Source organism: Pleurocapsa sp. CCALA 161, assembly GCF_003003995.1.
Taxonomy (GTDB): domain Bacteria; phylum Cyanobacteriota; class Cyanobacteriia; order Cyanobacteriales; family Xenococcaceae; genus Waterburya.
In genome coordinates this window covers 26867-39954 of sequence record NZ_PVWF01000007.1, presented here as the reverse complement: position 1 = coordinate 39954, position 13088 = coordinate 26867, and the positions used below count along the sequence as shown (strand labels likewise).

12 protein-coding genes are annotated in these 13088 nt (G+C 40.3%); 10 read left to right on the top strand and 2 right to left on the bottom strand.

Annotated features, from left to right (window positions below; translation table 11 throughout):
- Positions 1-114 precede the first annotated feature (114 nt).
- From C7B62_RS03225 to C7B62_RS03190, 8 genes are all read left to right on the top strand, one after another.
- Positions 115-837 carry a V4R domain-containing protein gene (locus C7B62_RS03225; protein ID WP_106233174.1) on the top strand — a complete coding sequence of 241 codons (723 nt, stop codon included), beginning with the start codon at positions 115-117 and terminating at the stop codon, positions 835-837.
- The gene (locus tag C7B62_RS03220; RefSeq protein ID WP_106233173.1) at positions 834-1238 is read left to right on the top strand and encodes a hypothetical protein; all 405 of its coding nucleotides are present in this window, start codon (positions 834-836) and stop codon (positions 1236-1238) included. Before C7B62_RS03225 ends, C7B62_RS03220 begins: the two co-directional genes overlap by 4 nt.
- 28 nt (positions 1239-1266) lie before the next feature.
- Positions 1267-1749 carry a phycobilisome protein gene (locus C7B62_RS03215; protein WP_106233172.1) on the top strand — a complete coding sequence of 161 codons (483 nt, stop codon included), beginning with the start codon at positions 1267-1269 and terminating at the stop codon, positions 1747-1749.
- A 41-nt stretch (positions 1750-1790) separates the two neighbouring features.
- Positions 1791-2450, top strand: coding sequence for a V4R domain-containing protein (locus C7B62_RS03210; protein WP_106233171.1), 660 nt, complete (start codon positions 1791-1793; stop codon positions 2448-2450).
- Between the two features lie 37 nt (positions 2451-2487).
- The gene (locus C7B62_RS03205) at positions 2488-2970 is read left to right on the top strand and encodes a 2Fe-2S iron-sulfur cluster-binding protein (protein ID WP_106233170.1); all 483 of its coding nucleotides are present in this window, start codon (positions 2488-2490) and stop codon (positions 2968-2970) included.
- Between the two features lie 13 nt (positions 2971-2983).
- Positions 2984-3454 carry an allophycocyanin gene (locus C7B62_RS03200; protein WP_106233169.1) on the top strand — a complete coding sequence of 157 codons (471 nt, stop codon included), beginning with the start codon at positions 2984-2986 and terminating at the stop codon, positions 3452-3454.
- Positions 3455-3506: 52 nt separating this feature from the next.
- Positions 3507-4397 carry a tetratricopeptide repeat protein gene (locus C7B62_RS03195; RefSeq protein WP_106233168.1) on the top strand — a complete coding sequence of 297 codons (891 nt, stop codon included), beginning with the start codon at positions 3507-3509 and terminating at the stop codon, positions 4395-4397.
- Positions 4398-4568: 171 nt separating this feature from the next.
- Positions 4569-6353, top strand: coding sequence for a serine/threonine-protein kinase (locus tag C7B62_RS03190; RefSeq protein WP_158260620.1), 1785 nt, complete (start codon positions 4569-4571; stop codon positions 6351-6353).
- Here C7B62_RS03190 and C7B62_RS03185 read toward each other — a convergent pair.
- A complete protein-coding gene (locus C7B62_RS03185; RefSeq protein WP_106233166.1) occupies positions 6350-7153 on the bottom strand; it encodes a DNA/RNA non-specific endonuclease in 804 nt (267 codons plus the stop codon). The two genes, C7B62_RS03190 and C7B62_RS03185, sit on opposite strands and share 4 nt — an antisense overlap.
- A gap of 115 nt (positions 7154-7268) precedes the next feature.
- Complete coding sequence (gene pruA / locus C7B62_RS03180) at positions 7269-10292, bottom strand: L-glutamate gamma-semialdehyde dehydrogenase (protein ID WP_106233165.1); 3024 nt, start codon at positions 10290-10292, stop codon at positions 7269-7271.
- A gap of 165 nt (positions 10293-10457) precedes the next feature.
- Between pruA and C7B62_RS03175 the strand changes: the two genes are divergently transcribed.
- Complete coding sequence (locus C7B62_RS03175) at positions 10458-11855, top strand: glycoside hydrolase 100 family protein (RefSeq protein ID WP_199194042.1); 1398 nt, start codon at positions 10458-10460, stop codon at positions 11853-11855.
- A 616-nt stretch (positions 11856-12471) separates the two neighbouring features.
- Positions 12472-13002 (top strand): NYN domain-containing protein, encoded by a 531-nt coding sequence (locus C7B62_RS03170; RefSeq protein WP_106233164.1) that lies wholly within the window; start codon positions 12472-12474, stop codon positions 13000-13002.
- Positions 13003-13088 lie beyond the last annotated feature (86 nt).

Below are 13088 nucleotides of genomic sequence, written 5' to 3'. Positions count from 1 at the left end.
TACTTAACATAACTTATCTAGAAGATAGAGATAATTACGGAACTTTTTTTGTAGCTAGGGCAATAGAATCTAAGCACAAGTTTAGTGAAAATTTCTCCAAATAAAACAAAATAAATGTCTTTAGCTCAAGTTAACACGATAGGTACGTCAACAGATCTGAGGTTACCAGCTAATCATCTGCTTAAACAAAAATATCCTCAAAGACACTTTCACTATAGTCTCAAAGATTTTTTTTCGTTCCAAACCAATACTGGCACGATTGACGATTGGAATGAATGCCGTAATCTCTTGGTCAGCGAAAATTTTATTGTCGGTTTGATTGCTGGTTTGGAAGAAGAGGTTGGCGATGCTTCTGGGGTTTTAATGTACAACATTGGTCAACAATGGGGTCAAGAAGATGCCAAATTTTTCCGTAATTGGTTTTTGCAAGAATATGGCTATGAAGACTTTAGCCAGCTTAATTTAATGTACGTTCTCGAAGCTTGGTGGTGGCCATTTATTGCTCAGGGTTGGGGTAACTGGGAAGTAGACATGAGCGATCAAAAAAATGGCTTTATGTTTATCAATATTTTTGACTCCGCCGTAGCCAGAACTTTAGGTGATGTAGGTAAACCCGTCTGTCATATTTATGCAGGTTTGTTTGCAGGTTTCTTTAGTGATTTGATCAATAAAGATCTCGGCTGTATTGAAATTCAGTGTTATGCGATGGGAGAAACTTACTGTAAGTTTTTACTTGGGAAAAAAGATCGCATTGATGCAGCATCTTTTTGGCATAACGAAGGCGCAACCGCGCGCGATATTCAGAAAAAACTGCATAACGGGGAGTATCTCAAGTGAGTACTATTGCTGCTTGGCAATGTCTATATGTTCAAGAATTCATCAGCCAATGCAACTGGGAAAATACTGCGCTGCCAGCATCAGCTACATCTGTATCTATAAGTCAAAGTAGAAAATCCTTGGCATCTTGGCAGTGTCTAACAACTCAAGATTTTTTTGCTTTGAGTAATTGGTCAGGAACAAGAATTTCCCTCGATCCTGTTGATGACTTAGATCACTTAAGCAGAAAAGTTGTTTTTGACATAACTTTGCCATCGGGTCAGTTTTGGCAGTGCTTTAATTGGTCAGGAGTAAAAGAAACTCCCGCACCACAAAAGATTGAGCAAATACTCGAACAAACCAAAGAAGCGATCGCCGAAGTTGAAGAATTTACCCTCAACGATTTATCTCAACTATTTTAACTATTCTAAATAGATCTAAATTATTCCCATGATTACTGAAATTGACTCTTTGATCTATCAAGCAGAAGCTGAGTATTTAGCACAAAAGGATTTAGGAATTTTTAAAAGTCAAATTTTATACTTGTCAGAACGATTGAAAATATATGAACAGATTCGCGATCAAGAAACAGAAATTTTTCAGCATGTGATTAATCAGATAGTCAATAACTTTCCTGATGAGCCTGAGTCTAAAGTCAAGCGAGCCGTCAAACGTTGGATGATGATTTTGCGCTATTGCAGCATGGCAATGTTAGCTAATGATTCACAATATCTTGAGCAGCGAATTTTAGAATGGTTGCCAGAACAGATTGCAGCCCAGCACATGCAAGATCTAGAGCAAAACCTGTATGGCTATTTATACAAGCGCCTCAAAAAAAGTTTAGAAAATGAGCAATTTTCGGTCTTGCAGCCATATTTAGAGCAGTCTAAAAATGTTTTGTTGAATCCAAAAGCAGCATTAAAACCAGCATAGACACTTATTAATTAACCCTCTAGAGAATTTTATATCAAATCATGATCAACGTTGCTGATTTAATTTCCGAGTCCAATATACCAGGTAACTATTTTGCTCCTAATACCTATCTACAGGGAGATTTTGAATCTGGTTTAATTGAAAATCGTCAAGGTGGACGTTTGCTAGCCTTACCCGAAACTTTAATTAGGGGTCTTTATAGCGGTCTATTCGCTGAACTTGGCTCTGCCACTGGTCTGGTTCTTTATAATTGTGGTCGTAAATGGGGGAAAAACTTTTTTCGTCGCTTTAGCGAAGAAGTTGGCAGCTATTATCGGCAGCCTGTTGCAACCATGGAAATGATCGAACTTGTCCAATGTTTAAAGCAATGCTGGAAAGCCCATGGCTGGGGCATAATTGAGCCAAACTTTGACCACTATCAACAGGGGTTTTTAGTCGTCGAGATCACCAATTCTGGCTTTGTCAATGAAATCACCGCTGCTGAGCAACCAAGCTGTTTTATTGAGGCTGGTTTATTGAGTGCTTTCTTTTCAGAATTAGCGGAAACCGACCTGCACTGCGTACAAACAACCTGCGAGTCTTTGGGAGCAAGTTCTAACTTGTTTATTTTAGGTTTAAAGAAAAGACTGGAATCAGTATCAGTGATGGTAGAGAAGGGACAGACTCACACTGCCATTCTGCAAAGTCTGACAGCTAATTAGTAAAGATAATTTGAAGATTATTTAACAACAGGAGATCATGGTTAAAACTGTTCGACTAGATCCATTTGGAACGAATACGGCGATCGCCACTAACACTAACTTGTTGTCGGTGTTAATGAAAAATGATGTTGAAGTCACCCAAGAATGCGGTGGGAGAGGAATCTGTGCTACTTGTCATGTCTATATCAGGCAAGGGGAAGATAGTCTTTCTCCTCTAACCAAACGGGAACAACGTACCTTAGGTTCAATCACTAGCTGTAATGTCAACTCGCGTTTGGCTTGTCAGGCAAGAGTCATCGGGGAGGGAGTGATCGTTGAGCTACCTGCGGGGATGTATATCAGTCAAGATGATGATATTGAAGATTTAATTGGTCGCCGAGCGCAGTCTAATCTACTCCATCCTCTGTCTGGTCAAGTGCTGGTGGAAGAGGGCAAGCTCATTACCCGTTCTGTGATTGCTCAACTTCAAACAACCCAGAGTCAGGTTAAAGATTTTTTAAGTAAAAGCGAGTCTATATAAACCTCAAAATATTATGTTAAATCAATTAAACCAATTAAGCTTGGCAGCAGAAGGTCGTTACGCAACAGAACAAGAACTACAGTTGCTCAAAGATTATTTTCCCACTGTCAATGTACGCCTGAGCGTCTATCAAAAACTGCGGGATCGCGAAGCAGAGATGATTGAGAAAGTAGAAGCTAGGATGCGGGAAAAACAGCCCAATATTTTTCAAATGGGTGACAAAGACGTTACGGCTATGTATCAAAGAGATACCAAAATAGTCTTGCGAATTGCTATGGCGGCAATGCTGATTGAGGATTTAGACCGTTTGCGCGAAAATATCTTGCTATGGCAGCGAACTATTGTCAAGGCTTTTCAGGTTAAACACATTGCAGCTTTGGCTCATGCCACCATGCCAGAAATTGTGGAGCAGTTCCTCACCCCTGAAGAATATGCTTTCGTTAAGCCGATTTTGATCTTAAATCAAACAGTATTAGCTAATTAACTAGTCTTAATTATATTTTTAAACGTCAAGCTCATTATTTATTTAAATCAACATGAAATCATCTACTCCTAATAAAAATCATTGGTTAGATATTGCCGAAACATCTGCTGTTGTTGGTTCTATCGGCGGGTCGATAACTAGTGTTGTCTTCAAGCAATTTCTGTGGGTAACAATTCCTCTTTCTGTAACTGCTGGACTGGCGGTGGTTAACCATCAACGACTTAAGCGAATGATTGCTGCTGAGCGAGAAGCAATGACTTTGTTAATTCAAGACAATCAAGCCAAAGTTAGCCAGCTTAAACAGCAATCAGAAAAACAGCATTGGGATCACGACGTTGAATTGACTGAATTAAAAAAAGCTAGTGATACAGCCTCCACAGGACTAACGCGATTAGACCAACAACAAAAGACCAACTTAGAGATGACAACTCAAGAGTTACAGACTCTACAAACTTCTCTGACCAAACTAGATCAGCTCACTCAACAGCTAGAGCAAGAACAAACTGAAACCCGTAAATTGGCTATACAGCTAAAAGCGATTGAAAAATTTACCCAAATTATCAACAATGACTCTAATGCAGTTGAAGCCTACTATCAAAGAGGTTGTTCCTATCAGCTTACTGGCAGTATCGAACTAGCGATCGAAGACTTTACTAAAGCGATCGAATTACGTAACGATCATGCAGATGCTTATCATCAACGCGGTTTACTCTATTTGGAAATTACCGATCCTCAAAAGGCAATTATTGATTTGCGTCGAGCATCACAATACTATATTGGGAAAGGCGACCTAGAACAATACCGTAAAACCAGAGATCTTAGCCTGGAAATTCACTTTAATCAGTCTGCCGATGCTAGTATCAGTGAAACTAGTAAAACTAGTGAAGCTACTACGAAAAAAGAACAATTTGAGTCAGTGGCGGTCAGCAATCTTTTTGGTTAGATTCACAGCAGTTTTTAATTGAATAGACTATATGGAGTCTATTCAACTGAAAACGGCTGTAATTAAACTTAGTTAAGGTTAGGCTTGGTACTCAGCAAAAACTTTCAATTGATTTATCACTTTAGTTAGTTAGCCTGAGATATGACTGAAGAAAATTAGCCCAAGATAAATTTGCTGAGACATCAATCGAACTACAAAATTTTAGATTTAATTGGTCAAGGACAGTTTGGGAAAGTATTTGCTGCTGTTGAACTAAATAGTGGTGCTTTGGTCGCCTTAAAAGAGTTAAAAACTAAGCAGTTATCTACCAGCAGTTTTTTACGAGAATTAACTTTTTTAGTTACTCTTGACCATTTTAATCTGGTTACCTGTAAAGCGTTAGAACACGGACAGAATCAACGCTATATTGTCATGGATTATTGTGAAGGAGGAACTTTACGCACTCTTTTAAATAATTCTATCCCCCTAACTTTAAATCAAAGCTTGAAGTTAGTGATTGATATTCTCTCTGGTTTGAAGTTTGCTCACGAACAAGGCATTATTCACCGCGATCTTAAGCCTGAAAACATTTTGCTAAAAACCAGCGATCGCTCTTACACGGCTCACATTGCTGATTTTGGCATTGCTAAACTCAAACAAGAAGTTGATTCACAAAATATCTTAGGTAATACAGGCTCGCCTGCCTATATGGCTCCCGAACAATTTTATGGAGAGTATTCCTATAATTGTGATCTTTATGGAGTGGGAATAATTTTATATGAACTGGTAACAGGGAATCGTCCGTTTTCGGGAATGCCCAAAGAACTGTTGGCAGCGCATCTAAGTCAAGCAGTGAAAATCTCCTCTGATATACCTCTGCTGTTGCGCTTGGCGATCTCTAAATCATTGGAAAAACTGCCTAGCCGTCGCTATCAAACTGCTGCGGAAATGCTGGAATCCCTTGAGTTAGTGCAGGCAATTTTAGAAGTAGATCCCAATCCTCAAACTCCTATTAGGGTTAAATCTAACTTTGCCGATTTAGTTCCTGCTGATCAATCTATTCTAGACGCTCCAATTTCTCATTTGGCGATACCCTCGCGTAGACAAAGCCTAAGCGCGACCGAGCAAGTTTATTTAGTCAGTGGCGATCGCTTGGTAATTCAGCGCCATCAAAACCCTAATTTGTCGAGGGAAATTGTAGCAGATCGAGAAATAACTTTAAATCAGTCAATTCAAAGCTTACAGTTTAGTTCTACAGGCTGCCTGATTACAACTGTATCTTCGCTCTATTATTTATCCCAGGATAATAATTTACACCCCTTTCCCACTGAAAGTAACCAGTTAATTGCCACTATCGACCCTCAAGGATTTTGGCTGGGTGTTGCTCATAATAGCGAAAATTCTGGCAAGTTTCGGGTAGAAATTTACAAATTACCTGATTGCCAGCTACAGCGATCGCTGATAAGGGATCGAGTTTGCCAAAGTGCGATCGCTTTAGATTCTAGATATGGTTTGGGCATACACCAAACTCAGCCACAAAACACCACATTTCAGCTTTTTAATCGTCGTGGCAACTTGCTTGCTAATTTTAATGTTCAAATTCGACTCGACTCCATAATTTATCATCCGCTATTTCCCTATCGCTTATTGGCAACTGAAGTAGATAATCCTAATATGGTGATCTTGATTACCTTAAAAAAATTTCACCTTAAACGAATCTCGCTGGAGATCGCGCCAATGGTAATGCAACCTTGTCCTCAAGGATATCTAATCAGCGATCGCCAAGGCAAAATGATTATACTTGACGAATATGGAGAATGTATCGGCAGATTTAAAATACCATTGTCCAGCGAGTTTGAAGTTACAGCGATCGCAGCTTCGACCTCAGAGTTATTAGTGGCTTCAGCTAGTTTATCGCGATCGCAGCTACAAAGATTTTCGGCGAAACATTTATTGATAGCTGATAGCTACATTTAACCACCAACACCAATATTTTTTTCAATCTTACGCTCTACTCTTTTGGGCAAAGCTGCAAAAAAATCGTATCCTGTATTCTTTTCAACTTGATCTACAGACACAATATAGTCTTGCCAATCTGTATCAATAACCTCTTCTGAATTAGGCATCCAAACCGCTATAGTTTTGGCATTCTCGGCGGTGATCTCACTAGTTGGGTCATCTAAAACTAAAATAACTTTCCAGATATATTCAGGAACAACAACCTGGCTATTAGCAATTTTCTTGGCAATGCCTTCTCCTCCTGCCACTAAGTAGAGTTCTTTGCCTTGCAAAGCCAATTCTCGACTATATTCCTCTAATTCACGCCAAACTTCCCGATTGTTGCTGGGAGACTGGGGAATTATATTAGTCATAATAAAGGTACTTTCGTTTTCTAGCCTGCTATGGGTGCGATCGCCACTAGGAACAAGATGACCGCGATCGTAACCAGTGCCAATATAGTCGCTAGGTCTAACGACATAACAATCTGCTGGTAGCTCAACATTAGGCACAAAATAATCGGAACGTTCGGTACTGCCAAGCCAAGTGCGATCGAGCTGCCAACTGACCCAATTAGCAATTCCTGTCTCACAGTTATATGACAAAGCATATTCAGGCTTAACGATTAAATAATTATTTTCGCTAGCGTTAGCATTACTAGGATTACCATATTTAAGATGAACATTTTGCGTAACGGTAGTGGAACATCCTGTTAGCCATAGCAAAGAAATTACGACTGCGAAACACCAGAGGTTAGAGATAATTAGTTTTAACTTCACAGCCGTTTTTATAGAGCATTGGTTGGATTAACTACATTACATAGATATACCCCATACTGCTTAATTTTTGCATAATTTCTTCAAGATTAATCAATACGCCCCATTTACCCCTGGGTTACTCCATTCCTTCAATTGGCGCAAAGCCTTGACGCTGAATATTTTCCGTGACGACACGGGGATCTAGGAACTGCAAGAGATAATCGGGCCCTCCTGCTTTTGAACCAACCCCTGAAAGCTTAAACCCCCCAAACGGCTGCCGAGCAACGATCGCTCCTGTAATGTTACGGTTGATATAAAGATTACCAACTTCAAATTCGCGAGATGCCTGTTCAATGTGACCAGGTGTACGGGAATATAAACCGCCAGTCAGGGCATAGTCTGTACCGTTTGCCATTTCTAAAGCGTGGTTAAAGTTGTCTGCCTTCATAACTGCCAAAACTGGACCAAAAATTTCCTCTTGGGCAATAGTATGATCTGGATCGACTCCACTAAAGATAGTGGGGGAAATATAATACCCACCGTCAGGAGTAGCCATAGTTAAAGTTAGTTCGCTTTGCTGTTTCCCTTGAGCAATGTATTCTAGAATGCGATCCCGTGCGGTTGCATCAATTACAGAACCGACTTGAACATTGGGATCGTCGGCTGCACCAACGTTTAAAGATTTAGTTGCTTCAACTAATCTAGCCAAGAAGGCATCATGGACAGATGCTGCTACAATCACCCGCGAACAGGCAGAACATTTTTGACCACTGTAGCCAAAGGCGGACTGTACCACTCCAGCAACAGCTTGGTCAAGATCTGCACTTTCATCGACGATAATGGCATTTTTACCGCCCATTTCGGCAATGACGCGTTTGAGGTGCTTTTGTCCTGGCGCTCGTTTGGCAGCTTCTGCATATATTTGACAGCCAACTTCCCTCGAACCTGTAAAAGCAATGACGTGGGTGTCTTTATGTTGTACTAAATATGTACCAACTTGCGAACCTTTGCCTGGAACATATTGGAATACCCCCGCAGGAATGCCCGCCTCAACTAAAATTTCTGTGAGTTTGGCAGCAATGATCGCCGAAGTGGCAGCAGGTTTTAACAGAGTGCAGTTACCTGTAACTAATGCAGCAACAGTCATTCCAGTGGCGATCGCAAACGGAAAGTTCCAGGGAGAAATGACCACAGCAATACCTTTAGGCTGATAGAAGTAGCGGTTGTTTTCCCCTGCAATGTCATAGTTTTTGCCCGCATCCAGTCTTTCCATTTCCGCTGCGTAATAGCGACAAAAATCAATTGCTTCTGACACCTCACCGTCAGCCTGAGGAATAATTTTACCTACTTCTAAACAGATCCAGGCATTTAATTCGTGTCGGCGCTGCTCCATTAGATCGGCAGCTTTACGCAGGATATTAGCCCTTACGCTAGCAGGAGTATTTTTCCAAGACTTAAATGCTGCTTTGGCTGCCTCCATTGCCTGTTGAGCTTGTTCTACCGAGATTTGCCCCACTTTACCCACCAACTCACTCGCTCTGCAAGGATTCACGGAGTCGAGATAATTATCTGCTTCAATATATTCACCATTTATTAAAGGCTGGTAGGTTTTGCCTAATTCTTGTTTAACCTGGGCTAATGCCTGTTCTGCCTTAAGTCTTAGGTTCGTATCAGCGTAATCGGTATCAGGGGCATAAATAAATTGGGTATTCTCCGTAGGGGCATTTCGCTCGATGCGAAGCGAGTCCTTTAGGGAAACGCCCCTACTTTCATCAACAACAGGAGGTGCAATTAGTTCTTCGATGGGTTTTTCCTCGTCATTTTGCCGAATAAAGGAGCTATTTGCCGTATTTTCTAGTAAGCGACGGATTAAGTAAGCCATCCCTGGCAATAAATTACCATAGGGAGAATAGACTCGCACCCGATGACCCCGTTTCACTAATGCCTGAGCCAGTTTATCTCCCATCCCGTAAAGCACCTGCATTTCAAAGCGACGAGGAGGAATTTTGAGAGTTTCGGCGATCGCACAAGCCAAAGCCTGAGAGCGCACGTTATGGCTACCAATAGCTGCATAAAGATATTCGTGATTCTCCAATAGCAGTTGGGTCATACGTTCATAATTGAGGTCTGTTGCCTCTTTTTGGTTATATACAGGCTGCTCCCAATGATTTTGCAGAGATTTGATGGTTTCTTGATCCCAGTATGCTCCTTTTACCAATCTCACCGTCAGAGGATGACCACGTTCTTTTGCCCATTGAATAATGCCCTCTAAATCTGCGTAAGAATCTCGCAAATAAGCCTGAAGAGTGATCCCCAAATCAGTACGAGTGCGGAATTCATCTTCCATCAATAGCTCTTTGAGAATCTGGAGAGTAAGATCTTTGTAACGATACTGCTCCATGTCAAAATGAATTGCTGCGCCAAGTTCCGCTGCTTTGCGTAACAAAATTCTCAGGCGATCGCAGACCTTTGTTTTACTGCCGATAGGATTAAGCGGGTCAAATTGAGAATAAAAAGCCGTCAGCTTAACCGATACCTGTACCTGAGAAATCTCTTCGCCATCTGCCAGATCGATCCCTTCTTGCCGTCGCCAACTTTGTGCTTTCTGAGTTAGCTGCTCAATTAAATCTAAATAACGCTGAAGATAGTCTGTCGCTTCCGCTTCGGTAATTACCGCTTCCCCTAACAGGTCAATCGTGTAAGTCATACCCGATTTACGCAGGCGATCTATAGTCTTAATCACCTCGGTAATATTTTCTCCCGCAATATATTTATAGGCTAGAGTCTCTACTGCCTTAGTGATCGTTGCTGCTGCGGTTTGGGCGGGAAAAGAATTAGGATCGCTAAAGTTAATCATACCTTTTAAAGCACCTGGTAACTCTACCTCCTCCGCGCTCATATATTGCTGAAAATGATTGGCAATCTCAGCCTTACTCTGAAGGGAGGGAATAGCATCAATAAAGCGAAACATCTGCACCCTTAAACCAGGGTTTGCCATTGTCCACTCCAGAACTTTATCGTCCCAGCGCATTTGATCCCGCACGCGATTAAAGATATTATTCTTGGCTCTGGTGCTTTTGATTAATTCTTGAGCAATTACTTGAGTTTGAGATTCATAGCGACGATCGGCACTTAAATTTATTTTCCCTTGAACAACCACAGTATCGACAAGCTCCTAGAATTAAGATTTAGCAGTAAGATGGTTATATTTTATGACTTGCTGTTCAAGAAAAACAAGGCTCACATAAAACATAAACATGTATAGTCTTAAATACTTTTGTCCTAACTTAGCCAATATATCAATATAAATTATCAATATTTTTTTATGATAGCGATCGCCAGTGAAACCATTGAACAACAAGCAAATCGACTTTTAGAAAAATCAATCATTTACTATCAGCAAAAGCCTGTAGGAACAGTAGCAGCAGCAGATTCAGAAAGAGAAGCCTTAAATTACGATCAGTGCTTTATTCGTGATTTTATTCCTGCTGCTTTGGTATTTCTCATTCAGGGCAAAACAGATATTGTTGATAACTTTCTCCTCGAAACCGTCGGGTTGCAGAAGAAAAAAAGACGAGTTGATTGTTATGAGCCACCTACAGGTTTAATGCCCGCTAGTTTTAAAGTAGAGTCTTCTGAAAATGGACAATATCTTCATGCAGATTTTGGAGATAAAGCGATCGGTCGCGTTACTCCCATTGATTCTTGTTTATGGTGGATTATTTTGCTCCGTGTCTATACTAAGGCAACAGGGGATCGGGAGCTAGCTCATAGCGACAATTTTCAGGAGGCTTTAGCGTTTATTTTAGAAATCTGTCTTGGCCCACAGTTTGAGATGACACCAACCCTACTTGTACCCGATGGTGCTTGCATGATTGACCGCCCGATGGGATTAAGCGGACACCCTCTAGAAATTCAGTCACTATTTTACATTGCGCTGCGGGCTGCTCGCGAAATGCTGGTGAGAAACACTGAGGGAGAAGTGTTAATTGATAAGATTAATAACCGCTTAGGAAGCTTGGTATACCACCTACGAGACTATTATTGGTTAGATTTAAAAAAGCTGAATCAGATTCATCGCTATCAGTCTGAACAGTTCGGTGAATCAGTAGTCAACAAGTTTAATATTTATCCTGAATCGATCCCCTATTGGTTAACCGAATGGATGCCCGATCGAGGAGGTTATCTAGCAGGTAATTTAGGTCCTGGAAAAATGGACTTTCGGTTTTTTTCCTTGGGTAATTTAGTCTCAATTATGGGTTCGTTAACTACCGAAGAACAATCTTTAGATATTCTCAAGCTCATTGAACAGCGCTGGTCTGATTTGATTGGTCAGATGCCAATGAAGCTCTGTTACCCTGCCATCTCTGGGCTGGAATGGAGAATTGTGACAGGTTGCGATCCTAAAAATACTCCTTGGTCTTATCATAATGGCGGTAGCTGGCCCGTATTGCTGTGGACGATGATGGCAGCCTGCCAAAAAATGGGCAGAGAAGACCTAGGGGATCGGGCAATGGCGATCGCCGAATTACGACTAGCTCAGGATGACTGGGCTGAATATTATGATGGAAAAAACGGTCGTTTGATCGGTAAATCGTCACGTAAGTTTCAAACTTGGACAGTTGCTGGTTGGTTACTCGCCAAGTTGCTGCGCGAAAATCCTCACTGTCTCGACTGGGTTTGTTTTGAAGCAGATACTGAAGCGATCGCCTGTAATATTTAAACGTTAGCTTTGATTTATTTTCTTGATTAAATTAATGTTTAGCTGAAGTAATGGTCTTGACTCTAAACTCTAGTTTGGCTAAAAACTGTCCTTGTTGTTTTAGTCAGACTCAAGCTCGATTTAGGCAGTAAAACCTACCATCAATAAAAAAGGTAATCTTTTGGGGGAAAATAACTATCATTAACATAATCAAAAAACTATATTTCTCTAATTGCTAAAAAAAAGAGCGATCGCTCTTTAGCACAAGGTCAAACTCCTATTTTAAATCCGATCTGATCAATATAGCTCGATTAATTAACCACAAATTAACTTTTTATTTATTTGAAAGTCAGTAGAATTTGTAAAAAAATCTTAATGGAGCAAATTAAATTGTTATTGAGGTTTTTTTTGTCCTAAACTGGAATAGATGTGAAATATACCTAAACTAAATTTTATTTGGGCTGACCCCCTCTATAAATTGTTGTTTATCGTCCGAACTCTATTAAATAATATTTGGTCGTAGCCGTAACTGCGGGTTTATTCATTAATTTGTTATGGCGTAATCCCTGTTATTGCAGTAGATCGCGCTGTCAACTTTAGCAATTAAATATATTTAAGTCTTTATAGGAAAAATTATATGGAGTCTCATAGTAATTTCGTAAGAGATCGTCTGTCGATATTTGTAGACGGCAATAATATGTTCTATGCTCAACAAAAAAATGGTTGGTTTTTTGATCCCAGAAGAGTATTAGAATATTTTACTAAAGATCCCACTGTGGTAATGATCAATGCCTTTTGGTATACAGGACTAAAAGATGCTCAAGATCAAAGAGGTTTTCGAGATGCTCTAATTAGCTTGGGCTATACCGTCAGAACCAAAATTCTCAAAGAATATTATGATGATGCTTCTGGTCGCTATTCTCAGAAAGCTAATTTAGATATAGAAATTGTAGTAGATATGTTTAACACTGTCGAACAGTATGACCGCGTGATCCTGTTTAGTGGGGATGGGGATTTTGAACGGGCGATCGAACTATTGCGATCTAAAAATACTCACATTACCGTAGTCTCTACTGAAGGTATGATTGCCAGAGAATTACGTAACGCTACAGATCGTTATATAGATCTTAATGATGTACGGAGTCATATCGAGAAAAGTGATTTTTAGATTAATTGATAATTATTAATATTGCTAATTTTATTTTTGTGGATAGAGCGATCGCCTTTCGTCTGATAGGTTAGAAAAAAGCCCTA

Excerpts from the sequence above, each read along its gene's own strand:
- C7B62_RS03225 (WP_106233174.1), top strand. The coding sequence starts at position 115 with ATGTCTTTAGCTCAAGTTAACACGATAGGTACGTCAACAGATCTGAGG.
- C7B62_RS03215 (WP_106233172.1), top strand. The coding sequence starts at position 1,267 with ATGATTACTGAAATTGACTCTTTGATCTATCAAGCAGAAGCTGAGTAT.
- C7B62_RS03210 (WP_106233171.1), top strand. The coding sequence starts at position 1,791 with ATGATCAACGTTGCTGATTTAATTTCCGAGTCCAATATACCAGGTAAC.
- C7B62_RS03205 (WP_106233170.1), top strand. The coding sequence starts at position 2,488 with ATGGTTAAAACTGTTCGACTAGATCCATTTGGAACGAATACGGCGATC.
- C7B62_RS03200 (WP_106233169.1), top strand. The coding sequence starts at position 2,984 with ATGTTAAATCAATTAAACCAATTAAGCTTGGCAGCAGAAGGTCGTTAC.
- C7B62_RS03195 (WP_106233168.1), top strand. The coding sequence starts at position 3,507 with ATGAAATCATCTACTCCTAATAAAAATCATTGGTTAGATATTGCCGAA.
- C7B62_RS03175 (WP_199194042.1), top strand. The coding sequence starts at position 10,458 with ATGATAGCGATCGCCAGTGAAACCATTGAACAACAAGCAAATCGACTT.
- C7B62_RS03170 (WP_106233164.1), top strand. The coding sequence starts at position 12,472 with ATGGAGTCTCATAGTAATTTCGTAAGAGATCGTCTGTCGATATTTGTA.